Genomic DNA, 20,307 nt, shown 5'->3' with positions numbered 1-20,307 from the left:
GCGACTAGCCCTCCGGGTCGGCCAGCACGCTCCACACGACCTCTGGGCCCCTGTCGACGATCACCCGGGTGACCGCCCGGACAGGGGCGGTGGCATCGATGCGGTCATTCTTGGCGTACTGCTCATGCAGGACCTCCAGCGGAGGACCGGAATAGAGCAAAGATCTCAGCACGGGGACTCCCGGACGGAACGGTTATTGGGCAGGTGCTCTGTGCCGCAGGTGCGGCCGTACCTCGGCCCAGATCGCCGCAGGCTCGAAGCCGGCGGCGTTCCAGGTGGTGGACGTCAGCCGTCCCCGGCCGCGGTAGCGCCGCACGATCGCGACGTGCTCCGGCCAGCCCACGAACCGCCGCAGGGCCTGCTCGTCCTGCCAGATCGACACCGAGCCGCACCTGAGCTCCAGCGGTCGCGTCCACAGCCACATCCCGACCGCGCCCTCCAGCTGGGGCCAGGCTCGGCGCAGCGCGATCCCGGACCGGTAGATACCGGGCAGGTCGCGCGCCTTGTCGGCCTGGTACGCGGTAACCGCGACCAGCACGGGCCCGGCGATGTCCACGGCCGGCCCCGAGGTCCAACGGCTTCTCAGCATGCTCATGACACCTCCTTTTTCAGCACGAACGTTCGTGCTTGGATGGGACGGTATCACGGTGCGACATAATTGACCGAACGTTCGTGCGCGAAAGGAGCGGCAATGGCGGGCCGGCCACGAGACGAGGGGACACGGAACGCGATCCTGCGCCGAGCGGCGGACATCGCCTCCAAGGACGGGCTGGAGGGCCTGTCGATCGGGCGACTTGCCGCCGACCTCGGCGTGAGCAAGAGCGGGCTCTTCGGCTACTTCGGCTCCAAGGAAGAGCTCCAGCTCGCCACGATCCGGGCCGCGACGGGTGTCTACCTCGGCGAGGTCGTCCACCCCGCCCTGACGGTGCCGCCGGGCCTGGGGCGGTTGTGGCAGTTGTGCGAGCGCTGGCTGAGCTACTCGGAGCGGCGGGTCTTCCCCGGAGGGTGCTTCTTCTTCACGGTCACCGCCGAGTTCGACGCCCGCCCCGGCCGCGTACGGGACACCGTCGCCGCGGCGGGCCGCGAGTGGAACCTCCTGGTCGCGAGCGCCGTCGGCGACGCGCGCGGGCTCGGAGAGCTCACCGCGGACACCGAACCCGATCAGCTCGCCTTCGAACTGATCGCGTTCATGGAGACCGCCAACGCCGTCTCACTGTTGCACGACGATCCCGTCGCCTACCGGCGGGCCAGGAGCGCCATCCAGAGACGCCTGCGCGCGTCCGCCACCGATGCGGCGTCGCCGCCCTGGCTCTCAGGCCAGGGCTGAAGGCGAGCAGCGGTCAGGCGTCTTCGACCGGTATGGGGATCCGGGCCTCGACCTTGAACGACGCCCGGTCCGCGCGGTACACGTCGCGGGCGAACTCGACGCAGCGCCCATCGGCGGTGTAGGTGCGGCGGGTCAGTTGTTGGATTTCTTCGGCTCGCTCGGGTGCGACGGATGGTAATCGTGCGGTAATTTTCTGTCACAGCCAGGTGCCTGACTGGCGCTCGGTCCCCGCCCCCGTGGGTGTCCGCATCAACGGGACAGCGTCCGGCGGGGCGGTGGCCCAAGAGGCGCACTTCCTCCAGAGGTGCGCAGTCAGGCCCTGGCAACGCGGTTCTCAACCACGGTCCGCCCGGCTTGCCGGACGGACGCGGCTTCGGCTTCCACCGGATCGCTTCCCGGCCCCGGTTGGGTGCGACGAGACTACGCCGATGTCCGCTTTACCTAGGTAAACACAGGGAACCGAAGACGCTCCTGCTGTGGTCCGAGGCCTTCCGGACGTTTCCCCGGATCGTCGCGACCCAGGACGGGCACCTCCTCGGCTGTACCCGCCTGCCATGGCCCGCCGCCCCGGGCCGGGTCTTCCGCGCACCCTTCACCCTCGCGGCGCACGCCGATCCGGCAGGCGGCTCCGTACGACTCGCACTGGAATGACTGCCCAGCGCCTGATCACGGTGTGGCTGTCAGGGCGGTGCGCGCGGCGGCGAGGATCTCCTCGGACAGGGGGGAGTCCTTGGTGGCGCGGGCCAGGACGAGTGCGCCGAGCATGGTGCACAGCCGGATGATGCCGTCCTGGTCGGGGGTCGCGAGCGCGTCGGCGAAGTCGCTGACTCCCTGGGTGTAGACGCGGTGGGCCTCGTGGTTGCCGGGTTCGCGCGCCATGTCGCCGGCCAGCGCGGCGACGGGGCAACCGTCCGAGGGATTGTCACGGTGCTCGACGGAGAGATAGGCGTCGATCAGCGCCTGCTGGGCGGCGGTGTCGGATTGTCCGGTGCGCTGTTCGAGCGCGGTGGTGTGGTGTTGGGCGAGTTCGGCGAAAGCATGCCTGGTGGCCTCGTCGATGAGCGCCTCCTTGGAGGCGAACTGCTTGTAGAAGCCGCCATGAGTCAGGCCGGCCGCCTTCATGAGGTCGGCGACGCTGACGTGTGTGCCCTGCTCGCGGAACAGCTGAGAGGCGGTTTCCACGATCCGCCTGCGGTTCTCCTGCGCCTGCGCCTGTGACACGCGGCCCATCGGCCACCTCCTCATTTGGATGTCGGCTGTCATCTATCCTATGCTCCAGCTTAGATTACAAACGTAATCTAAATGGACTCGCAACGCTGGGAGCGGACATGGAACTGAAGAACGCGGTCGCCGTGGTCACGGGCGCCAACCGAGGACTGGGCCGCCATCTGGCCGTCCAGCTTCTGGAGCGCGGCGCGAAGGTGTACGCGGCGGCGCGCCGGCCGGAGAGCGTGGACGTGGCCGGCGCCATCCCGCTGCGCCTGGACGTGACCGACGAGGAGTCCATCCGGGCCGCGGCCCGCCTCGCCTCGGACGCGACCCTGCTGGTGAACAACGCCGGGATCTCCACCGGCACCCCGCTGATCGCCAGCGACCTCGAAGCGGTGCGGCTGGAGATGGAGACGAACTACTTCGGTCCGCTCGCCGTGACGCGGACCTTCGCCCCGGTCATCGAGGGCAACGGCGGCGGCGCCGTGGTCAACGTCCTGTCCGTGCTGTCCTGGTGGCACCCGGCCGGCACCGGTGCCTACGCGGCGGCCAAGGCCGCCGCGTGGGCGCAGACCAACGCGGTCCGCGAGGAACTGGCGCCGCGCGGCATCACCGTCTCGGCGCTGCACGTCGGGTACATGGACACCGACATGGCCGCCGGCGTTCCCGCCGACCAGAAGGCCGACCCCGCCGACGTCGCGGCCCAGGTCCTGTACGGCATCGAGAACGGCCTGCCCGAAATCCTCGCCGACGACGTCACCCGGAACATCAAGCAGAGCCTGTCCACCACGCTGAACCCAGCCTGACTTACGGGATGACGTCCGCCACGATCCTGGCGGCGGCCTTCTGGCACGAGGAGAGCCGCCCGCTCATGTTCGCCTGAGCGGCCGAGTTGCTGGCGCACCGCCACCCACCGACGGTCGCCACCCCGGCGCTGCCCTGCTTGGGGGTGTCCGGCTGGTAGTAGGTCCGGAAGACCTTCAGTGCCGTACGGCAATCGGCCCGCCCCGCGGACACGGCGACCGCGGCCATGGGCCCGCCGCCGGGCGGCTGAAGCTCACCGCACACGGTCCCGGGCCCGGCGAGCTTCCGCGAGGGCGAGGGTGAGGGCGAGGGCGAGGGCCGAGCCGTCGGCGGCGCCGTCTCCGGTGCTTTCGTCTTGGGGGATTCCGGTGCCGGTGTGGTGGGCGTCGCCAGGGCGGAGGACGGTGCCGGGGCAGAGGACGGTGCCAGGGTGGCGGACGGTGCCGTCTCCGGCTCGGCTTTCTCCCCGCAGGCGCTCAGGAAGAGCAACAGCACCGGAACACAGGCAATGACTCGTGACCGCACGAAACAGAACTCCACAACTCGACGTCAAGGTCGGCGTAGTCTCTCACGCCCAGCGCGTCGCTCCGCCGTGCCGACGATCTGTCGTCGTCGCTGAAACTTTCACCGCCGCGCGGTATGAGGATGAGGCTCTCCCCATGCTTTCCACCGCCCGTGACCTCGGTTGACGTGCCGTCTCCGGGTTGAGGCCGCCGGGGCGTCCGCGTACGTGAGACCTTTCCAGGCTCAGCGGTGCGTGCTTTGCTTCGCTCATTCACCGGAAAGCGCTTACCAAGCTTGGAGACGAAGGATGCGCCTAAAAGCCGTCATGGCGTGCGCCGGCCTGCTGGCCGGCGTGCTCGTCGCACTGTCACCAGCCATCGCGAATGCCGCGACCACCCGGTACGAGGCCGAGACCTCGCCGGCGGTCTGCACCGGGACGATCGACTCCAACTGGGCGGGCTACTCCGGCAGCGGCTTCTGCAACGGCACCAACGCCGCGAACGCCTACGCCCAGTTCACGGTGAACGCCTCGGCGGCGGGTACGGCGACGCTCGGGGTGCGGTTCGCCAACGGCACCACCACCAGCCGCCCCACCAGCCTGATCATCAACGGTACGACCGTGCAGTCGGTGTCGTTCGAGGGCACGGGTACATGGGACGCCTGGACCACCAAGACGCTGACCGTCAACCTGGCCTCGGGCAGCAACACCATCCGGCTCAACCCCACGGGCAGCACCGGCCTGGCGAACATCGACTACCTCGAGGTCACGACGGGAAGCACGCCGCCACCCACCGGCACGCTGTACGCCTCGCCGAACGGCAGCGCGAGCGCGCCCGGAACGGAGTCGGCCCCGACGACGCTCGCCTCGGCGATCACCCGCGTCACGGCGGGCGGGGTGATCTACGCGCGCGGCGGGACGTACAGCCTCTCGCAGACGCTGACCATCGCGGCGGGTAACAACGGCACCTCGAGCGCCCGCAAGAAACTGTCCGCCTATCCAGGGGAGACCCCGGTGCTGAACTTCTCGGCCATGAGCGAGGACTCGGCCAACCGCGGGCTTGCCCTGAACGGGTCGTACTGGCACCTCTACGGCCTCGTCGTCGAGCGGGCCGGTGACAACGGGATCTTCGTCGGCGGCAGCAACAACATCATCGAGCGTACGGTGACGCGCTTCAACCGTGACTCGGGGCTGCAGATCTCGCGGATCGCCTCTGACACCCCCCAGAGTCAGTGGCCGGCCAACAACCTCGTCCTGAGCTCGGAGTCGCACGACAACGCCGACTCCGACGGCGAGGACGCCGACGGCTTCGCCGCGAAGCTCACCTCCGGTCCCGGCAACGTCTTCCGCTACGCGGTGTCTCACAACAACATCGACGACGGCTGGGACCTCTACACCAAGACGGACACCGGAGCCATCGGCCCGGTCACCATCGAGGACTCCCTCTCCTACAACAACGGCACTCTCAGCGACGGCAGCCAGGCCGGCAACGGTGACCGCAACGGCTACAAGCTCGGTGGCGAGGACATCGCGGTCAATCACGTGATCCGGCGCAGCATCGCCTACCGCAACGGCAAGCACGGGTTCACCTACAACCGCAACCCCGGCACGATGTCGATCTCGGACAACGTCAGCATCGACAACACCGAGCGCAACTACTCCTTCGACGCCGGCACCTCGGTGTTCCGCAACAATGTCTCGTGCCGCAGCGGCAGCGGGACCAACGACAGGATCGTGGGTAACGCCGACAGCTCCAACCAGTTCTGGTCCGGTTCGAACGGGTCCCGATGCTCCTCCTACTCGGGTGCCCTGCACTGGTCCTTCGCCGCGGACGGCCGTCTCGTGGTCACCTTCGGCTAGCCGGTGACGCCATGACCCATCCGGTCGCAGCCCATGATCCATGGGCTGCGACCCACGCGACGTCAGCGGATCGTGCGGTGGTAAGCACCTGCTCAGGGCAGAGCTTCCCAGCCCCCGAACGGACTGTCGGCTCCCGGAGCCGATTGCCTGCGGGCATGGACGACGCCGTCGGTCCCCACGGCGAACATCACGGCGGCCCCGTTCGCGTCAAGGGTGGCCGCCGGGTAATCGACGATGGTCCCGCTGAGGTCGGCCCACGTGTCGTAACCGCTGCCGTTCGCGATCAACTGCTTGGTCATGCTGACCCCGGTCGTGGCGTTGCGCTCGAACATCAGGATCCGCGAGTCCAGGCCGGCCGGCGTGGTGACGAGTGCGGGCTCACCGACCCCCGCGTGTCCCCCGATCACGGCAGGCGTGGTGCTCCAGGCGAGGCCGGCCACGAGCTGGTAGCTGACGACCATCGCGGCGGTGCCGGCGCGGCGGTAGGCCACGTGGAGGCGCCCGTCCTGGGACAGAGCGACCGAGGGTGGGCTGGCCGGGGTCATCGACGGGACGGTGGTGTCGCGGGTGAAAGTGCCGTTGGGGGTGGACTGATACCAGCGCAGCAGCCGAGTCCTGGAACTGGCGAACAGTTCGATGCGGCCCAGTGGCGTGGTGATGGCGCTGAGGCCGTCCTGCACGTCGGTGCCGCCCTGGTTCTGCCACGTGCCCCAGCCGCCGTTGGCCGCGGTCTGGACGCGGCTGCTGACCCCGCCATTGCCGTTCTTGACGAACATCTGCATGCGGCCGTTGGCGTTGGAGGCGACAACGGGCAGGCCGATCTGTTCCTGGACTTCCCAGTTCGTGTGGGGATTGCCAAGGTCGGTCCAGCTCCCTGTCCAGGCGCCGTTGGCCGCGGTCTGGGACATGGTGACGATGTGGTGGTCGGTCATGCGCCTGGCGAAAATCGCCAAGCGGCCGTCGGCCTGCTTGCCCACGCTGATCGCGGGCGCCAAAGCGCCGCCCGCGCCGGCCAGCGTGTACGGGCCGTCCCACGCTCCGGCCGGGGTCTGCCCGTAGGTGGTCACCACACCGTTTCGGACCACGAAGATCTGGGGTCTGCCGTCAGCGTTCCGGCCCGCCCAATGGGTTCCCCTGGCCCAGCGGTAGTACATCCGCGTCGGCCACACGTTCGGGTCGAACGCGTGGTCGTACTGGATGTAGTGATCGATGATCGAGCTCTTGCGGGCGCTGATCGCGGTCGTCAGGTTCATGGGGGCGTCGGCGATGTTGTAGTCGCGGTAGTTCACCAGCAGAATCGGTAAGCCCGACGCCTCGGCGGCGTCCCCGGCCAGCCGTCCCGCGGCCACGTGGTCGCCGTGGCCCGGGTCGTAGCGGCTGTCGACGATGGGGTCCTGGGCGCGGAGCACGTTGGGCTGGTAGTGGTTCATCAACCCCGCGAGTACGGCGATCACGTCAGCGCGCTCGTACGTGTACGACTCGCTCACCAGGCCGTTCTCAGGGATGATCGTGTGATCGACGAAGTCGTCCACGACGTTGAACCAGCCGATCTCGTTGTCCCGCATGTTCATGAACACCAGCTGGATCTGCGGATGGCTCGTGAGCGTGTATCGCTCGACCTGCCGATCCGCGATCGTCCAGGCCACCCCGGTCCACTCCTCCTGGGCGGCCGGATCCACATCCGGCGCTTCCGCCATCCGGGCGTAGGCGTCCAGCATGCCGCGCTGCCGATTGCGGGCCCGCTGCTCGTCGGTATCACCGTCTCCGGTGACCTGCCCCGCGGTGATGAAGACCGTCACGTTCGCCGCCCCCGACTGGATCGAGTCGTCGATGTCGGGGTTCATGAACAGGATGTCGTCGTCCTCATGCGCCACGATCTGCATGAACGCGCCGGGTGCGATGGTGGGCGTGGCGACGGCCACCCCGCCCATCGGCACCAACACGACGAGCGTCGCGAGCACGGCTAACAGCCGCACCCAGAACGAGGTGGTTCTGCCTCCGCGCATGTTGTTCCCCCCACGCAGGCCGTACCGAACAAAAGGTTCTAGGGTCCAGGGTCGAATAGTGAATAGTTATCGAGCCGAGGGCAAGGGGAAGCTTGATAACAACTGCGTAACGCGCTGCGAATTTCTCGGGAAAGTGGCTCTGGCCTGGAAGGACGCGCTGGGGTGGTTGCGGACCTGGCGCTCCGACCGCCTTCGATGTGAACGAATGGGCGCGCCTGGCGCTCACTTTTGCGATCGACCGAGCCGCCGATATAAATTCATTATAAAATCCATGAGGAAAGGAATTTGGCGAAGGATTTCAAGCCTTGTCGCTGTTCATTTAAATTTGACGGCCGGTCAGAATTCGACGAAATGCCCTGCCGGGCTCAATGGAGGAGTCGGATCGGTGCCGCGGTGTCGTGCGAGGTCGTGCCGGTTCTCAGGCCGAGTTCCCGGATTCCGCCTTCGGCGCTGATCTCGGTCAGCTTGGAGTATTACCCGGTGCCGCTACGGTCCGCAGGCAGAGATCATCACGAATGCGGACAAGGGCGACTGCCGACGCCGCCAGAGTGGAGATCGCTCCCACGACCTCCACCAAAGGAAAGGCGTATGTCGCCAATGAACGGTCCGATCACTCCAGGTTCGCGAGCTCGCTCTCGAAGCGCCTGCGCAGCGCGTCCTTCTCCGGCTCCGGCAGCCAGCACGCCTCCACCCCGGCCAGCGCCATCGCCCGCAACCGCTCATCCGGTACGCCAAGCTGATCGGACAGGATCCGATACTCCTGAGCCAGCGACGTCGGGAACATCCCCGGGTCGTCGGAAGCCGGAATGACGTTGAGCCCGGCCTCCAGCATCGCCGCGATCGACGCCCGCCGCCACGGCCGCCACGAGCGCCGCGAGGTGGTCGAGATGACCGTGAACGGGACCTGCTCGTCCCTGACCCTGGCGACGACCTCGTCGTCCTCGAGGACGAAATAGCCGTGGTCGATCCGGTCGCACCCGAGCAGGTCGAGGCAGGTGACCGTGTTGACGGCGACGGGCGCGTGCTCGGAGGAGTGAGCGGTACGGCGGAGCCCGGCCGCACCGGCGAGCCGGAAGGCGGCCTCGAACCGCTCGGGCGGGCCGACGGTCTCCAGGTTGTCCAGCCCGATCCCGGCCACGTAGTCGTGGGGGTTGTCCACCACCGTACGGATCCAGGAGAGCGCCTCCTCGCCCGACGTGCTCCGGTCTACGGCCGCGATGAGCCGGCCCGACATGCCGAAGTCGCGTTCGGCCATCCTGATGCCCTCGGCGTACGCCTCGACGACCGTGGCGTAGCCGAGCTTCTCCTGGTGTTCGGTCAGGGCGTCGAAGGAGACTTCGAGATGCCTGGTCGCGCTGGTCCGGTGGGCGTCCTCGAACGCCTCATAGGTGATCCTGGTGAGATCGTCGGGGTCGCGCAGGAGCTGGAGAACCCACGAGGAGACCTGGAACAGCGAGTAGGAGACCGCGGGCTCGTCCGCGCTCCTGTCCTGCGGAACCGGGATCCGGGTGTTCAGGTAGAGCGCCGGGTCCGGCGGGAGCGAGTTCACGTCCGCGTAGATTCGCTCGGGCGTGTCGGGCAGGTCGAGCCCCTCGCGCCTGGCCAGTTCGGCGAAGGTCGAGGCGCGCACGGTGCCGATGAGGTGGCAGTGCAGATCGACCTTGGGCATCAGGTCGAGGTTCACTTGCCGGCCACCTCGCGGGTGAAGCGGTCGACCCAGGTGGTGCGGGTGTCGACGAGCTGGGCGGGGTCGAGGGTCTTGAACCCGGCGGCCACGGGGTCCTTCGCCGCCTCGCCCGTCACCTTGGCGACGTCGGCCGGGATCTCGGCCTTCGGGTTCGTGGGCAGGTCACCGGCGGCCTTCGCCATGGCGCTCTGCGCCTCGGCCGACAGCATGTAGTCGATGAACTTCGCCGCGCCCTGCTGGTTCTGCGCGCCCTTGGGGATCATCGCCCGGTTGGTGGCCATGTAGCGGCCCTTGGCGGGAGCGGTCCAGGCGATCGGCTCGCCCGAGGTGACCAGCTTGGTGGCGAAGCCGCTCAGCGCGTCGGCGGCGACGATCTCGCCTTGGGTCAGCAGGTTCGTGACCTCGGTCGAGGAGGTGTAGAACTGCAGGACGTTCGGCGCCCAGCCGGCCAGGGTCTTCAACGAGGTGTCGATGTCGTAGGGGCCCTTGCCGTACGACTCACCCACCCCCGAAATCATGAGTTGTCCGGCGGTCACCGAAATATCGGGTAGAGCGACCTTGCCCTTGTTGGCCGCGTCCGCGAACAGCGCCCAGTCGGCGGCCTGCTTCTGGCTCAGCTTTCCGGTGTTGTAGATGATCCCGTTGAGCTGGTGGGTGTAGGCCGGTCCCTCGAAGGTGCCCTCGGTCGCGAACGGCGCGAGCTCCTTGATGTTGGGCACGTCCACCTTCTGGAAGAGGCCGTCCTTCTGCCCGAGCGCGGCGAAGTAGTCGGAGATCAGCACCACGTCCGCCTCCGGCTTGCCCTTGGCCAGCCGCAGCTTCGACAGCCGGTCGGAGTTGGACCCGGTGTCCAGCTCGACCTTGATCCCCGTCTGCTTGGTGAATGGGGCGACGACCGCCTGCTCGAACTCCTTCACCCCGAAGGGGAAGGTGCTGACGACGATGGTGTTCTGCTTTTCGGCGGAGCCGGAGCATCCGGCCGCGGCGAGCAGCGTCAGGGCAGCGGCCAGTACGGCACGGCGCGTTGGCATGGAGTTCCTTCTTTCAGCGGGGGAGGGAGACCAGATGGTCGTCCGGCGCGATGACCGAGACGCTCGATCCGGGAGTCAGGGGCGTGCCGCTGCGTACGTCGGCGAGCAACCTGACGCTCGCGCCCGACGGGTCGACCACGTCGAGCGAGACCAGCAGGTCGACGCCGCGGAAGGCCACGTCGACCACCTTGGCGTCAAGGCCCTGACCTTGCTCGGCGAGGCGCAGATGCTCGGGCCGGATGGTCAGCGGGGTGCCGTCGGCCGAGGTGAGGAAGTTCTCGTAGCCGAGGAACTCGGCGACGAAGCGGTCGGCCGGACGGGGGAAGATCTGTTGCGGAGAGCCCTGCTGCACGATCCGGCCCTCGTTCATGATGACCATCTCGTCGGACATCTCCAGCGCCTCGTCCTGGTCATGGGTGACGAGGATGACGGTCAGCTTGGTCTCCGCCTGGATGCGCCGGATCTCGGCCCGCATCTGGACGCGCAGGCGGGCGTCGAGGTTGGACAGCGGCTCGTCGAGCAGCAGGAGCTTGGGCCTGATCGCGATCGCTCTGGCCAGTGCCACGCGCTGCTGCTGACCGCCGGAGAGCTTCTTCGGCTTGCGGTCGGCCAGGTGCGCGAGCCCGACGAGCTCGAGCGTCTCCATGACCCGTGACCGCCTTTCGGTGGCGGGCACCTTGCGCAGCTTGAGCCCGTAGCCGACGTTGTCGGCCACCGTCATGTGCGGGAACAGCGCGTACGACTGGAAGACCATCCCCAGATTCCGCTTCTCCGGCGGCGTCCGCGTGCTGTCGACCCCGTCGATGCGGATCGTCCCCGACGTCGGCGCCGAGTAGCCCGCGATCATCCTCAGCGTGGTGGTCTTGCCGCAGCCGCTCGGGCCCAGCAGCGTCGTCAGCTGCCCTGACGGCACGGTGAGGTCGATGGCATCGACGGCGGTGAAGGAGCCGAACCTCTGGGTGACTGCGATCAACTCGGCGGCGGCGGTCATTGGTTGATCCCTCCGAAGATCTTGGCGAATCCGACCGTGCGCTCGGCGATCACCGCGATGACGACGGTGGCGGCCAGGACGAGGGTGGAAGCGGCGGCGACCATCGGGTCGTAGGACTGCTGGACGTAGTCGAGCATCGTCACCGGCAACGTACGGAAGTCGCGTCCCTGCAGCAGGAGCGACAGCGGCACGTTGTTGAAGGAGGTGACCACGCTGAGCAACCCGGCGGAGAAGATTCCCGGCCGCAGGATGGGCAGCGTCACGTTGAAGAACGCGCGCAGCGGCGAGGCGCCGAGCCCGCGGGCGGCCTCCTCCAGCCCCGGGTCGGCCAGCGCGAGGGAGGCGCCGGTCACGCGTACGGCATAAGGCAGCATCAGCGCCGTGTGCCCGACCAGCAGGGTGCTGAAGTTGTCCAGGTCCAGGCCGACCATCAGCTGCTGGAACAGCGCGAGCCCGACGACCAGCTCGGGGACGATGAGCGGCGACAGGAACAACCCCTCGACCAGCCCCTTGCCAGGAAGCTTCCCCCGGTGGACGGCGAGCGTGACAGGCACGCCGACCAGCAGCGCGAGCGCGGTGGCGAGTACGGCGAGCTCCAGGCTGGAGATCGCGGCCCCGATGAACGGCTCGTAGCCGAGTGCCTCGTCGAACCAGCGCAGCGAGATCCCGTCGGGCGGGAACCTCAGGGTGCTGCCCGCCGTGAAGGCGGTGGCGACCACGAAGATGATCGGCACGATCATGATGACGTAGCCGATGACCGCGAGCGCCGCGGTGATGGGCCGCTTCATGAGGTGGCCCCCTTCCGCCCGATCAGCGAGGACAGCCCGGAGACCAGGAAGACCAGCACCGTCATGATGAGCGCCGTCGCCGAGGCGGAGGCCCAGTCGACCGTGGTGCTCGCGTAGTTGAACAGCTGCGTCGAGAGCATCCGCTGGCTGGACCCGCCGAGCAGATAGGGCGTGGTGTAGGCCGTGACGGACCCCGCGAACACCAGGGTGGCGGCCACCACGATGCCCGGCATGGTCAGCGGGATGACGACGCTCCACATCGTACGGATCCTGCTCCCGCCGAGCCCGCGCGAGGCGTCGTCCAGGCCGGGATCGACCTGGGCGACGGCCGAGTAGCAGGAGATGATCGCCAGCGGCAGGAACAGCTGCGTGAGGCCGAGGATGATCGCCAGCTTGGTGTAGAGCAGCTGCGGCGCCACCTCGACGATGCCGAGCTGGACGAGCAGCTGGCCGAGTGCCCCCTTGGAGCCGAGGATCACCAGCCAGCCGAAGGTCCGCACCACATTGCTCAGCATCAATGGGAAGATCGCCACAGCCAGGAAGACTCCGCTCCAGCGTGACGGCGAGCGGGCGAGCCAGTAAGCGATGGGGAAGCCGAGGACGACGCAGATGATCGTGACAGCCAGCGCCAACCCGACCGTGCGCCCGATCACCTCAAGGTCGTAGGGATCCGTGAGCATCTCGCCCAGGCGCGCGAAGATCTCGCTGGTCGCCACGTCCGGCGGCGCGAAGAGCATCGCGGCGGAGGGGATGAGGAAGCCTGCGACGAGAAGGACGAGACCAGGCACCAGTAGAAAGGCCGATGTGCGGGAGATGTCGGCGTCCTTTCTCAGTGGCGTACGCTTGCTTGGAACCGGTTGCGGAACCGGTTCCAGGAGCCTGACCATAAGTTATGAGCGGCCTCGCGCACAAACCCCTGTGTGAAATTCAGGTAACGAATCTAGGAGGATGAGTGCCGACACTCGCGGACGTCGCCGCGCTGGCCGGGGTTTCGAAGGCGACGGCCTCCCGCGCGCTGGGCCGGCCGGACCAGGCCGCCCCGGAGACGGTGGCCCGCGTCCGCGCGGCCGCCGAGCAGCTCGGCTTCGTCCCCAACCGGGCGGCCACCCAGCTGGCCCGCGGGCGGACCGGGGTGGTCGCCGTAGTGGTGCCCACGCTCGACAATACCTTCTTCACCCCGATCATCGGCGGGGCCCAGGCGCGCGCGGCCGACTCGGGGATGCAGCTGACCATCTCGGTGCACTCTCTGGAGCACAAGGCCCAGATCGCCGCGATCGAGCAGCTCGCGCACCAGGTCGACGGCTTCCTGCTCACCGCGCCCCGAGGTTCGGACGAGATCGTCCGCGCCGCCGCGTCGTTCAAGCCGACCGTGCTCATCGACCGCGAGATCGAGGGCATGACCTCGGCGGTCGCCGACACGGCCAGCGCCTTTGGCGCGCTCGTCTCCTGGTTCGTCGAGAAGGGTCACGAGCGCATCGTCTACATCGGCGGCCCGTCGGGCTCCTGGCAGGATCGCCAGCGCCAGGCCGCCGTCCGCGCCGCGACCGAGTCGAGCGGCGCGACGCTGACCATGCTCGGCCCGTACCCCTCGACGTTCGCCGCCGGAGTGGGGACGGCGGAGGCCGTGGTGGCCGCCCGCGCCACCGCCGTGGTCCCCTACGCCACCTCGATCGGCCTCGGTCTTATGTTCGCCCTGATCAGCCGGGGAATCCGTGATGTCGTGGTCAGCTCGGAGCGCATGATCGTCGAGAGCCTCGGCCTGGACGACGTCCCCGCGATCGACGTGGACGGCGAGAAACTCGGCGAGGTGGCCATGGACCAGCTCATGACCCTTCTCGGCGAGCGCAAGGAGCCACCGCCCACCAGACGCCGCCTCACGGTCCCGATCAGCTAGGGCGTTGCCCGATATCCAGTCCGCTGCAATCCAATTGCATCGCCGGTCCAAAATACTCCCGAACGTCAGCGGCGACAGAGGGGGATACGGCGGATGCGGTTCGCGGTGCTGGCGCTCGGCGTCTACCAGGCCGTGCGGGCGCTGGGGCTGCGGATCCCGGCGGACCTGAGCGTGGTGGGCTTCGATGACCTGCCCGTCGCCGCCCTGGTCGATCCTCCGCTGACCACCGTTCACCAGCCACTGACCGAGATGGCCGCGGCCGCCACCGAACTCGCCCTCGCCTTGGGCCGCGGAGAGGAGACACCGCGGGTCGGCCTCGAACTGGCCACCACCCTCACGATCCGGCAGAGCACCGCTCCACCGGCAGGCGGCTGACCGGGTCTCAGCCGAGCCGCCTGGGGGAGGACCGCGTCAGACGTCGACGGCCATGACCTCGAGCTGAATGTTGTCGATGTCCCGGAAGATGACTACCGAGTAGACGAAGGGCTCCTTCACGCTCTGGATGCCGGAGTGCGCGACGCCGAGCCTGTCGAGCCAGTCCGACCAGGCGAGCAGTCCTTCGCGGCCGTCCACTTTCAGGGAGATGTGGTCGAGGCCGGTGCGGACCTCGTCGAACTCCTCGCCCTGGTTGGCCACGTTGTGGTGCAGGCCGATGGCCAGACCGGTGCGGGGCTCGATGACGAGCTCCGCGTATCCGGTCCACTCGCGGCCGTAGTGGGGAAGCTTGCCGTTCACGAGTTCGGCCTGGAAGACCTTCTGGTACCACGCCACGCTGGCCTCGAGATCCCTGACGGTGAAGGCGAAATGGGCCAGGCCGGCGAAGGGGGGTGCGGTGGCATCGCTCATCTGTGGTTCCTCATCCGTGAGTCATGAGTTGAAAGGAGGGCTAGGCCGCGCTCTTGCCGACCAGTGCGATCAGCTCGAGTGCGGCGGGTCCGGAGGAGGCGGGGTTCTGTCCGGTGATGAGCAGTCCGTCGGTCACCACGTACGACTCGAAGTCGCCGGCCTTGGAGAAGTCGGCGCCCTTGGCGATGAGCTCGTCCTCCACCAGGAAGGGCACGACCTTGGTCAGGCCCATGGCTTCTTCCTCGCTGTCGGTGAAGCCGGTCAGCCTGCGGCCGGCCACCAGCGGGGTGCCGTCCGGCTTCTTGGCGTGACGCAGCGCGCCCGGCGCGTGGCACACCATCGACAGAGGCTTGCCGGTGTCGACGATCCGTTCGATCAGCCTGATCGACGCCTCGTCCTCGGCCAGGTCCCATAGCGGGCCATGCCCGCCCGGGTAGAAGACCGTGTCGAAGTCGTCGGCTGACACCGACTCCAGCCGCACCGTCTGGTCCAGCTGGGCCTCGGCGTCGGCGTCGGCCTCGAACCGGCGGGTCTGGTCGGTCTTGAACTGTTCCTCGTTGCTCTTCGGGTCCAAAGGCGCTCGCCCGCCCTTCGGTGAGGCCAGCGTGATCTCCCATCCGGCGTCCTTGAAGTGGTAGTACGGCGCGGCAAGCTCCTCCAGCCAGAACCCGGTCTTGCGCCCGGTGTCACCCAGCTGGTCATGCGAGGTCAGCACGATCAAAACCTTCACGGTTCCCGCTCCTCGTGTTGTTCGTCGGCTACGCCCGAAACATACGAGGTACGTGCTTGACGGCTACTGGACGGCAAGTGGAACCCGCGCGCGCACCCTTGTTGATGACAAGTGAAGACGCACTGGACTCATCACTGGGCGCGATCAGCGCCGAGGTCCGCCAGGAACTTCTCGGCGCGGCGGGCGAACAGGTGGGCCCCACGTTCGGCGGACAACGCCCGGGCCTTCTCGGCGGCGGCCCGGACGACCGCGACGGGCTCGCCGAGTGCCCGCAGCAGCCGCGCTCGCAGCAGCAGGATCAGCCCTTCCGAGTAGCGCTGGCCGTAGGCGTCGAGGTAGTAGTCGGCCCGGTCCAGCGCCGCGGCGGCCTCGGCCGGCATCCCGGCGGCGAGCCGCATCTCGCCGAGCAGCCCGTACCACGTGGCGACGCACGAGAGCGGCGGGTCGACGAGGTGCGCGTCGATGATCCGCTCGGCCGCCGCCGCGGCGCCGGCCGGGTCCTCGCCGGTCATGGCCTGCGCCCAGCACCGGGCCAGCCGCTGGTAGGTGCCGAGGAAGACGAAGGAGAACTCGGGGTCCACGGCGATCCCCCGCTCCGCCGCGCGCGACGCCTCGGCCGGGTCGCCGATGATCGCGGCCATCCGCACGGCGATGGCGGACCAGATCGTGACCGCGTAAGTGGCCTCGCCCGTCTCGGTCTCCAGCGTGTCGAGCAGCGCCCGCCCTGTTTCGACGTCACCGTGGAGCGCGGTAATCTCCGCGAGCATTCCGGCCATCAACAGCTGCAGGTCGTGCCGGACCGGGTTCTCCTCGCGCCTGGCGAGGCCGTTCAGCATGATCTGGTGGGATTTGTTGAGGAAGTGGAAAGCCTCCCCGATGTTGCCCACGTCCCACTGGTGAAGGCCCCAGGCTTCCAGGCCGTACGCGTACACGATCGGGTCGCTGGACGCCTGGCCGTGATCGAGCAACTGGCGCGCCAGCGTGCCGCTGCGGTCGAGCTGGATGCCCTGAGCGTGCACGACCCAGCGGGAGAAGAGGAAGTCGGTGGCCTCCAGTTCCCGGCCGAGGTCACGGGCCAGGTGCTCGGCGCGTTCCAGCAGTTCGAGTGCCGCGGCTCCGTACATCGAACGCATCCCGACGACCGCGGTGAGCTGCGACAGCGCGGACAACTCCAGTTCGGCCAGGCCCGCCGTCCGCGCGACCTGCGCGGCCATCCGCAGCTGCCGCTCGGCGGCCTCGAACGCGGACTTGGCCGCCGCGCGGCGGCCCGCGCGCACCAGGGCCCCCGCGGTCCGGGCCGGGTCCGCCAGCGGGCCGGCCGCCCACAGGTGGTAGGCCAGGCGCTCGGCGACGGCCTCGCCCTCGGAGCCGATGCCCTCCAGCGCGTCCGCGACGCTCAGGTGCAGCCGGGGCGTGCGCCGCCGCGGCGTGGTCCCGGCGACCGACTCGCGGACCAGGTCGTGCGCGAAACGCAACGAGTACGGGTCATCGAGGGCCGGCCCGAGCAGGCCGAGCGCCTCCAGCGGTTCGAGGCGGTCCAGGCAGGTCGGGATGTCGAGGCCGGCGGTGCGGGTGAGCAGGCGGAGGTCGACGTCCCGGCCGATGAGCGCGGCGACCTGGAGCAGGCCCCGGGCATCGTCGTCGAGATCGGCCATCCGGTCGCGTACGACGTCACGCACGGTGGACGGCACTCCTGCCCGGGCCACAGCGTCCGCGGTCAGCACGCCGCCGTCGGCGAGCAGCCGGGACAGTTCCCGGACGAAGAACGGGTTGCCGGCGGTACGGGCGTGGATGCCGCTGGCGGCGTCCGGGCCGGGAAGGTGGCCGATCTCGCCACGGACGATCTCGGTCACCTCGGCCAGGTTGAGCGGGCCGAGGTGGACGCGGCGCTGGCCGGACACCCGGCTCGCCGCGGCGAGCATCCGCGACAGCTCCGTGCCGGGCACGGGCGCGCGGTCGCGGAGCGCCCCGATGATCACGGCGCCACCCGGCAGCCGGGCCGCCAGATGGCTGAACAGATGCAGCGAGGCGACGTCGGCCCACTGCAGGTCGTCGATGACGAGCAGCACCGGCCGCCGCGCCGAGAGCTCGCCGATGGCGGCCACGACCCGTTCGAACAGGCGGAACTGGGCACCGCCTTCCGACAACGTCGGCGCGTCGATGCCGTGCTCGCGCGGGTCGACGAGCCGGCCGAGCGCGCCGGAGAGCCACTTCGCCCGCGCCGCCGTGGGCAGCGCCTCCAGGACCGTGCCGACCACCTGCACCCACGGCCACATCGACGGCGTTCCCTCGCCCTCCAGGCACCGGCCCCAGACGACGAGCGCGCCACGCCGATCCGCCTCGGCGGCGATCTCCTCCAGCAGGCGGGTCTTGCCCACCCCCGGCTCGCCATCGACGACGACGAGCCCCCTGCCTCCGGCCATCGCCGACTCCGCCGCCTGCCGGAGCACCGCGAGTTCCTCGGCCCGGCCGACCAGGCCACCAGCGGGCTGTGTCTCGGCTGCCGCGGCCGTGTGCCCCGTTGTCAACGGCAGCTGCCCATCGGCCATCGTCGAAGTCTCGCTCAGCACCCGCCGGTGCGCGGCCCGCAACGCCGGGCCGGGATCGATGCCGAGCTCCTCGACCAGACGCGTACGGACCGTCCGGTATACCGCCAGCGCCTGAGCCTGTTGTCCGGCGGCGCCCAGGGTGGAGATGAGGCTCGCCTGCACGGGCTCGTGCAGCGGCGCCATCGAGGCGGCCAGTTGCACGTGGGGCAGCACGCGCTCCGGGCGGCCCAGCGACATCGCGAGCTCGGCGGCCGCCCAGCACGCGGCGAAGAACTCGTCATCCAGCCCCGCGAAGATCGACATGGCGGCCGGTCCGTAGGCCAGCCCCTCGCCCGCGGAGCCCTGCCAGAGCTCCAACGCCGCCACGTATGAGTCCAGCGCCGCCTCGTGCCGCTGCTCCGCGAGTGCCGCGCCGGCGGCCTGGACGCGCTGCCGGAAGACGACCAGGTCCAGCATGCCGGTCCCGGCGACGAACAGATACCCGTTACCCTTCCGCCGCAGGTACGAGCCGGTCCCGCGGATCGGGAGCGCGGGCTCGAGTAATCGCCGCAGCGCGCCGACATACTTGTGGATGACGTTGACGGCACTGGCGGGATCGCCGCCGTCCCAGATCAGCTCGACCAGCTCGCTCGTGCTGATCAGCCGGCCCTCACGGGCCAGGAGCAGCGCGAGCAGGTAGGCCTGCTGCCGGGGGCCGGAATCCAGCTCGACACCATCACGCCAAAGTCGCAACGGACCGAGAATCTGCAGACGCACCCCGGAGGCCGGCCCGGCCTCGCCGCCCCCCGGACGAACTGGCACAGCCACGCCTGCCAACCCCCTGGATTGATATGACGGATCGCCGACTGTGCGGGCCACGGTCGCACGTACCCACCCTGCGCGGGATGAGTTTATGACGCTGAACCCGTATAGGAAATCCGTGACTCTAGGCAGTCAGTGCGGCCGGTCCGCGCCGCCGCGGGCGGGGATCCGGCGCTACTCAACGTCTGAGCGCATCCTGCGCAGCTCTGCCTCCAGGTTGTGCGCGTCGACGTAGGCCGCCGGTGTATCGCCGAAGCGGTTGCGGAATTCCTTGATGAAGTGCGAAACGCTCGCGTAGCCCACGTGGCGGGACACTTCGGAGACCGTCATCCGGCGGTCGACAAGCAGCTCGCGCGCCCGGTCGAGCCGATAGTCCTTGAGAAACCGATACGGCGTGCGGCCGGTGGCCTCGCGGAACAAGGCCGAGAACGCGGACGGGCTCAAGGCCACCTGCTTGGCCAGGTCATTGACCGTCAACGGCTCCGCGTAGTGCGCTCGGGCGAACGTGAGCGCGGCGGAGATCGGGGTGCGCGAGGCTTGCCTGGCCGCGAGGTGCAGCATCCGGGAGAACTGCTCGCGGCGTAACACGCGATAGACCATCTCCTCCACGCACATCGGCGCCAGCACCCGTCGATCGGCGCCGCTGTCGAGCGAGCGCAGAAACCGCAGGACCGCCGCCATGAGCTCCGGATCGAGGGGGGAGACGACGCACCGGTCGGCCTCGCCCTGTTCCGAAGCCGCGCCGAACGCGCTGGAACGTCGGCCGAGCATGCCGGTGGAGACCTTTCGCACCAGCGCCGGGTCGATCTCCAGCACGAAGGACAGGAACGGCTCGCGGGGGCTGGCCTGCAGGATCTCGGCCTGGAAGTGCAGGTTGCCGCCGAGCACAAGGTAATGGAGCGGGTCATAGACGTAGCGACTGCCATCCACGATCACCGCCTTGCTGCCCTGCGAAACGATCCCGAGCGACAGTGACTGGATCTCCTCCCAGGCGGGAGCCACCGGCTCGGTGAAGCGGTAAAGAGTCAGACCGGGCCAGCCGCCGTCGTTGCCGCCGGTCTTGGGCGTGCGCGCGTCCAGCACCGAGATGAGGTCCGCCGAACTCTCGCGGTGCTCGATCTCCGAGGTCGTCATGGTGAACCTTCCTGCGGCACGAATGTGGAAAGCACATCTTGCGTCCCGATCCCGACTCCAGCACGTGTTGTCAGGTCAGCGCAACGCATGGCGAAAGCGGGAGACGCGGATGGCGGTGCCCGCGTGGAGCCCGCGTGGAGCTTGCCGG

At 68.9% G+C, this 20,307-nt stretch carries 19 protein-coding genes; 5 read left to right on the top strand and 14 right to left on the bottom strand.

The genetic code is table 11. The annotated features are described in order from the left end of the window. Positions 1–4 precede the first annotated feature (4 nt). Positions 5–172, bottom strand: a complete 168-nt coding sequence (locus ACIBO2_RS10060; protein ID WP_397296327.1) for a hypothetical protein — start codon at positions 170–172, stop codon at positions 5–7. Positions 173–193: 21 nt separating this feature from the next. After that, positions 194–595, bottom strand: a complete 402-nt coding sequence (locus ACIBO2_RS10055; RefSeq protein WP_358552453.1) for a hypothetical protein — start codon at positions 593–595, stop codon at positions 194–196. Positions 596–691: 96 nt separating this feature from the next. Here ACIBO2_RS10055 and ACIBO2_RS10050 point away from each other — a divergent pair, with 96 nt between their 5' ends. Continuing rightward, the gene (locus tag ACIBO2_RS10050; protein ID WP_358552455.1) at positions 692–1,327 is read left to right on the top strand and encodes a TetR/AcrR family transcriptional regulator; all 636 of its coding nucleotides are present in this window, start codon (positions 692–694) and stop codon (positions 1,325–1,327) included. Between the two features lie 666 nt (positions 1,328–1,993). Here ACIBO2_RS10050 and ACIBO2_RS10045 read toward each other — a convergent pair. Continuing rightward, entirely contained in the window at positions 1,994–2,557 is a 564-nt protein-coding gene (locus ACIBO2_RS10045) for a TetR/AcrR family transcriptional regulator (protein WP_397296324.1), read from the bottom strand. Between the two features lie 98 nt (positions 2,558–2,655). Here ACIBO2_RS10045 and ACIBO2_RS10040 point away from each other — a divergent pair, with 98 nt between their 5' ends. Beyond that, positions 2,656–3,342: an SDR family oxidoreductase gene (locus ACIBO2_RS10040; RefSeq protein ID WP_358552459.1), complete on the top strand. Its 687-nt coding sequence runs from the start codon at positions 2,656–2,658 to the stop codon at positions 3,340–3,342. Position 3,343: 1 nt separating this feature from the next. Here ACIBO2_RS10040 and ACIBO2_RS10035 read toward each other — a convergent pair whose 3' ends face one another. Beyond that, positions 3,344–3,835: a hypothetical protein gene (locus ACIBO2_RS10035; protein ID WP_397296322.1), complete on the bottom strand. Its 492-nt coding sequence runs from the start codon at positions 3,833–3,835 to the stop codon at positions 3,344–3,346. Between the two features lie 316 nt (positions 3,836–4,151). Here ACIBO2_RS10035 and ACIBO2_RS10030 point away from each other — a divergent pair, with 316 nt between their 5' ends. Then, positions 4,152–5,702, top strand: coding sequence for a carbohydrate-binding protein (locus ACIBO2_RS10030; RefSeq protein WP_397296320.1), 1,551 nt, complete (start codon positions 4,152–4,154; stop codon positions 5,700–5,702). A 92-nt stretch (positions 5,703–5,794) separates the two neighbouring features. On the opposite strand, the gene ACIBO2_RS10025 is transcribed toward ACIBO2_RS10030, so the two are convergent. From ACIBO2_RS10025 to ACIBO2_RS10000, 6 genes are all read right to left on the bottom strand, one after another. Continuing rightward, the gene (locus tag ACIBO2_RS10025; RefSeq protein ID WP_397296318.1) at positions 5,795–7,708 is read right to left on the bottom strand and encodes a PIG-L family deacetylase; all 1,914 of its coding nucleotides are present in this window, start codon (positions 7,706–7,708) and stop codon (positions 5,795–5,797) included. A 610-nt stretch (positions 7,709–8,318) separates the two neighbouring features. Continuing rightward, positions 8,319–9,392 (bottom strand): hypothetical protein, encoded by a 1,074-nt coding sequence (locus ACIBO2_RS10020; RefSeq protein ID WP_358552467.1) that lies wholly within the window; start codon positions 9,390–9,392, stop codon positions 8,319–8,321. Then, the gene (locus ACIBO2_RS10015) at positions 9,389–10,426 is read right to left on the bottom strand and encodes a polyamine ABC transporter substrate-binding protein (RefSeq protein ID WP_397296316.1); all 1,038 of its coding nucleotides are present in this window, start codon (positions 10,424–10,426) and stop codon (positions 9,389–9,391) included. Before ACIBO2_RS10015 ends, ACIBO2_RS10020 begins: the two co-directional genes overlap by 4 nt. A 13-nt stretch (positions 10,427–10,439) precedes the next feature. Continuing rightward, positions 10,440–11,417, bottom strand: a complete 978-nt coding sequence (locus ACIBO2_RS10010; protein WP_358552471.1) for an ABC transporter ATP-binding protein — start codon at positions 11,415–11,417, stop codon at positions 10,440–10,442. Then, positions 11,414–12,205, bottom strand: coding sequence for an ABC transporter permease (locus tag ACIBO2_RS10005; protein WP_358552473.1), 792 nt, complete (start codon positions 12,203–12,205; stop codon positions 11,414–11,416). The genes ACIBO2_RS10010 and ACIBO2_RS10005 overlap by 4 nt, the downstream gene beginning before the upstream one ends. Then, positions 12,202–12,993 (bottom strand): ABC transporter permease, encoded by a 792-nt coding sequence (locus ACIBO2_RS10000; protein ID WP_357640695.1) that lies wholly within the window; start codon positions 12,991–12,993, stop codon positions 12,202–12,204. The genes ACIBO2_RS10005 and ACIBO2_RS10000 overlap by 4 nt, the downstream gene beginning before the upstream one ends. Before the next feature lie 164 nt (positions 12,994–13,157). On the opposite strand from ACIBO2_RS10000, the gene ACIBO2_RS09995 reads away from it, so the two are divergent. Together ACIBO2_RS09995 and ACIBO2_RS09990 are read left to right on the top strand one after the other, a co-directional pair. Continuing rightward, positions 13,158–14,099 (top strand): LacI family DNA-binding transcriptional regulator, encoded by a 942-nt coding sequence (locus ACIBO2_RS09995; protein WP_358552477.1) that lies wholly within the window; start codon positions 13,158–13,160, stop codon positions 14,097–14,099. 93 nt (positions 14,100–14,192) lie between these two features. Then, on the top strand, positions 14,193–14,474 hold the full coding sequence (locus ACIBO2_RS09990) for a substrate-binding domain-containing protein (RefSeq protein WP_358552479.1): 282 nt from the start codon (positions 14,193–14,195) through the stop codon (positions 14,472–14,474). A 36-nt stretch (positions 14,475–14,510) separates the two neighbouring features. Here ACIBO2_RS09990 and ACIBO2_RS09985 read toward each other — a convergent pair whose 3' ends face one another. The 4 genes from ACIBO2_RS09985 to ACIBO2_RS09970 form a co-directional block, all read right to left on the bottom strand. Next, positions 14,511–14,945 (bottom strand): VOC family protein, encoded by a 435-nt coding sequence (locus ACIBO2_RS09985; RefSeq protein WP_358552481.1) that lies wholly within the window; start codon positions 14,943–14,945, stop codon positions 14,511–14,513. A 40-nt stretch (positions 14,946–14,985) separates the two neighbouring features. Beyond that, the gene (locus tag ACIBO2_RS09980; protein WP_358552483.1) at positions 14,986–15,675 is read right to left on the bottom strand and encodes a type 1 glutamine amidotransferase domain-containing protein; all 690 of its coding nucleotides are present in this window, start codon (positions 15,673–15,675) and stop codon (positions 14,986–14,988) included. 131 nt (positions 15,676–15,806) lie between these two features. Next, positions 15,807–18,956, bottom strand: a complete 3,150-nt coding sequence (locus tag ACIBO2_RS09975; protein WP_358552485.1) for a BTAD domain-containing putative transcriptional regulator — start codon at positions 18,954–18,956, stop codon at positions 15,807–15,809. A gap of 243 nt (positions 18,957–19,199) precedes the next feature. After that, positions 19,200–20,159, bottom strand: a complete 960-nt coding sequence (locus tag ACIBO2_RS09970) for an AraC family transcriptional regulator (RefSeq protein WP_358552487.1) — start codon at positions 20,157–20,159, stop codon at positions 19,200–19,202. Positions 20,160–20,307 lie beyond the last annotated feature (148 nt).

The organism is Nonomuraea sp. NPDC050022 (assembly GCF_044460705.1).
Taxonomy (GTDB): Bacteria; Actinomycetota; Actinomycetes; order Streptosporangiales; family Streptosporangiaceae; genus Nonomuraea.
Note: the sequence above shows the minus strand (reverse complement) of the source record. Positions and strands in the feature narration are given on the sequence as shown.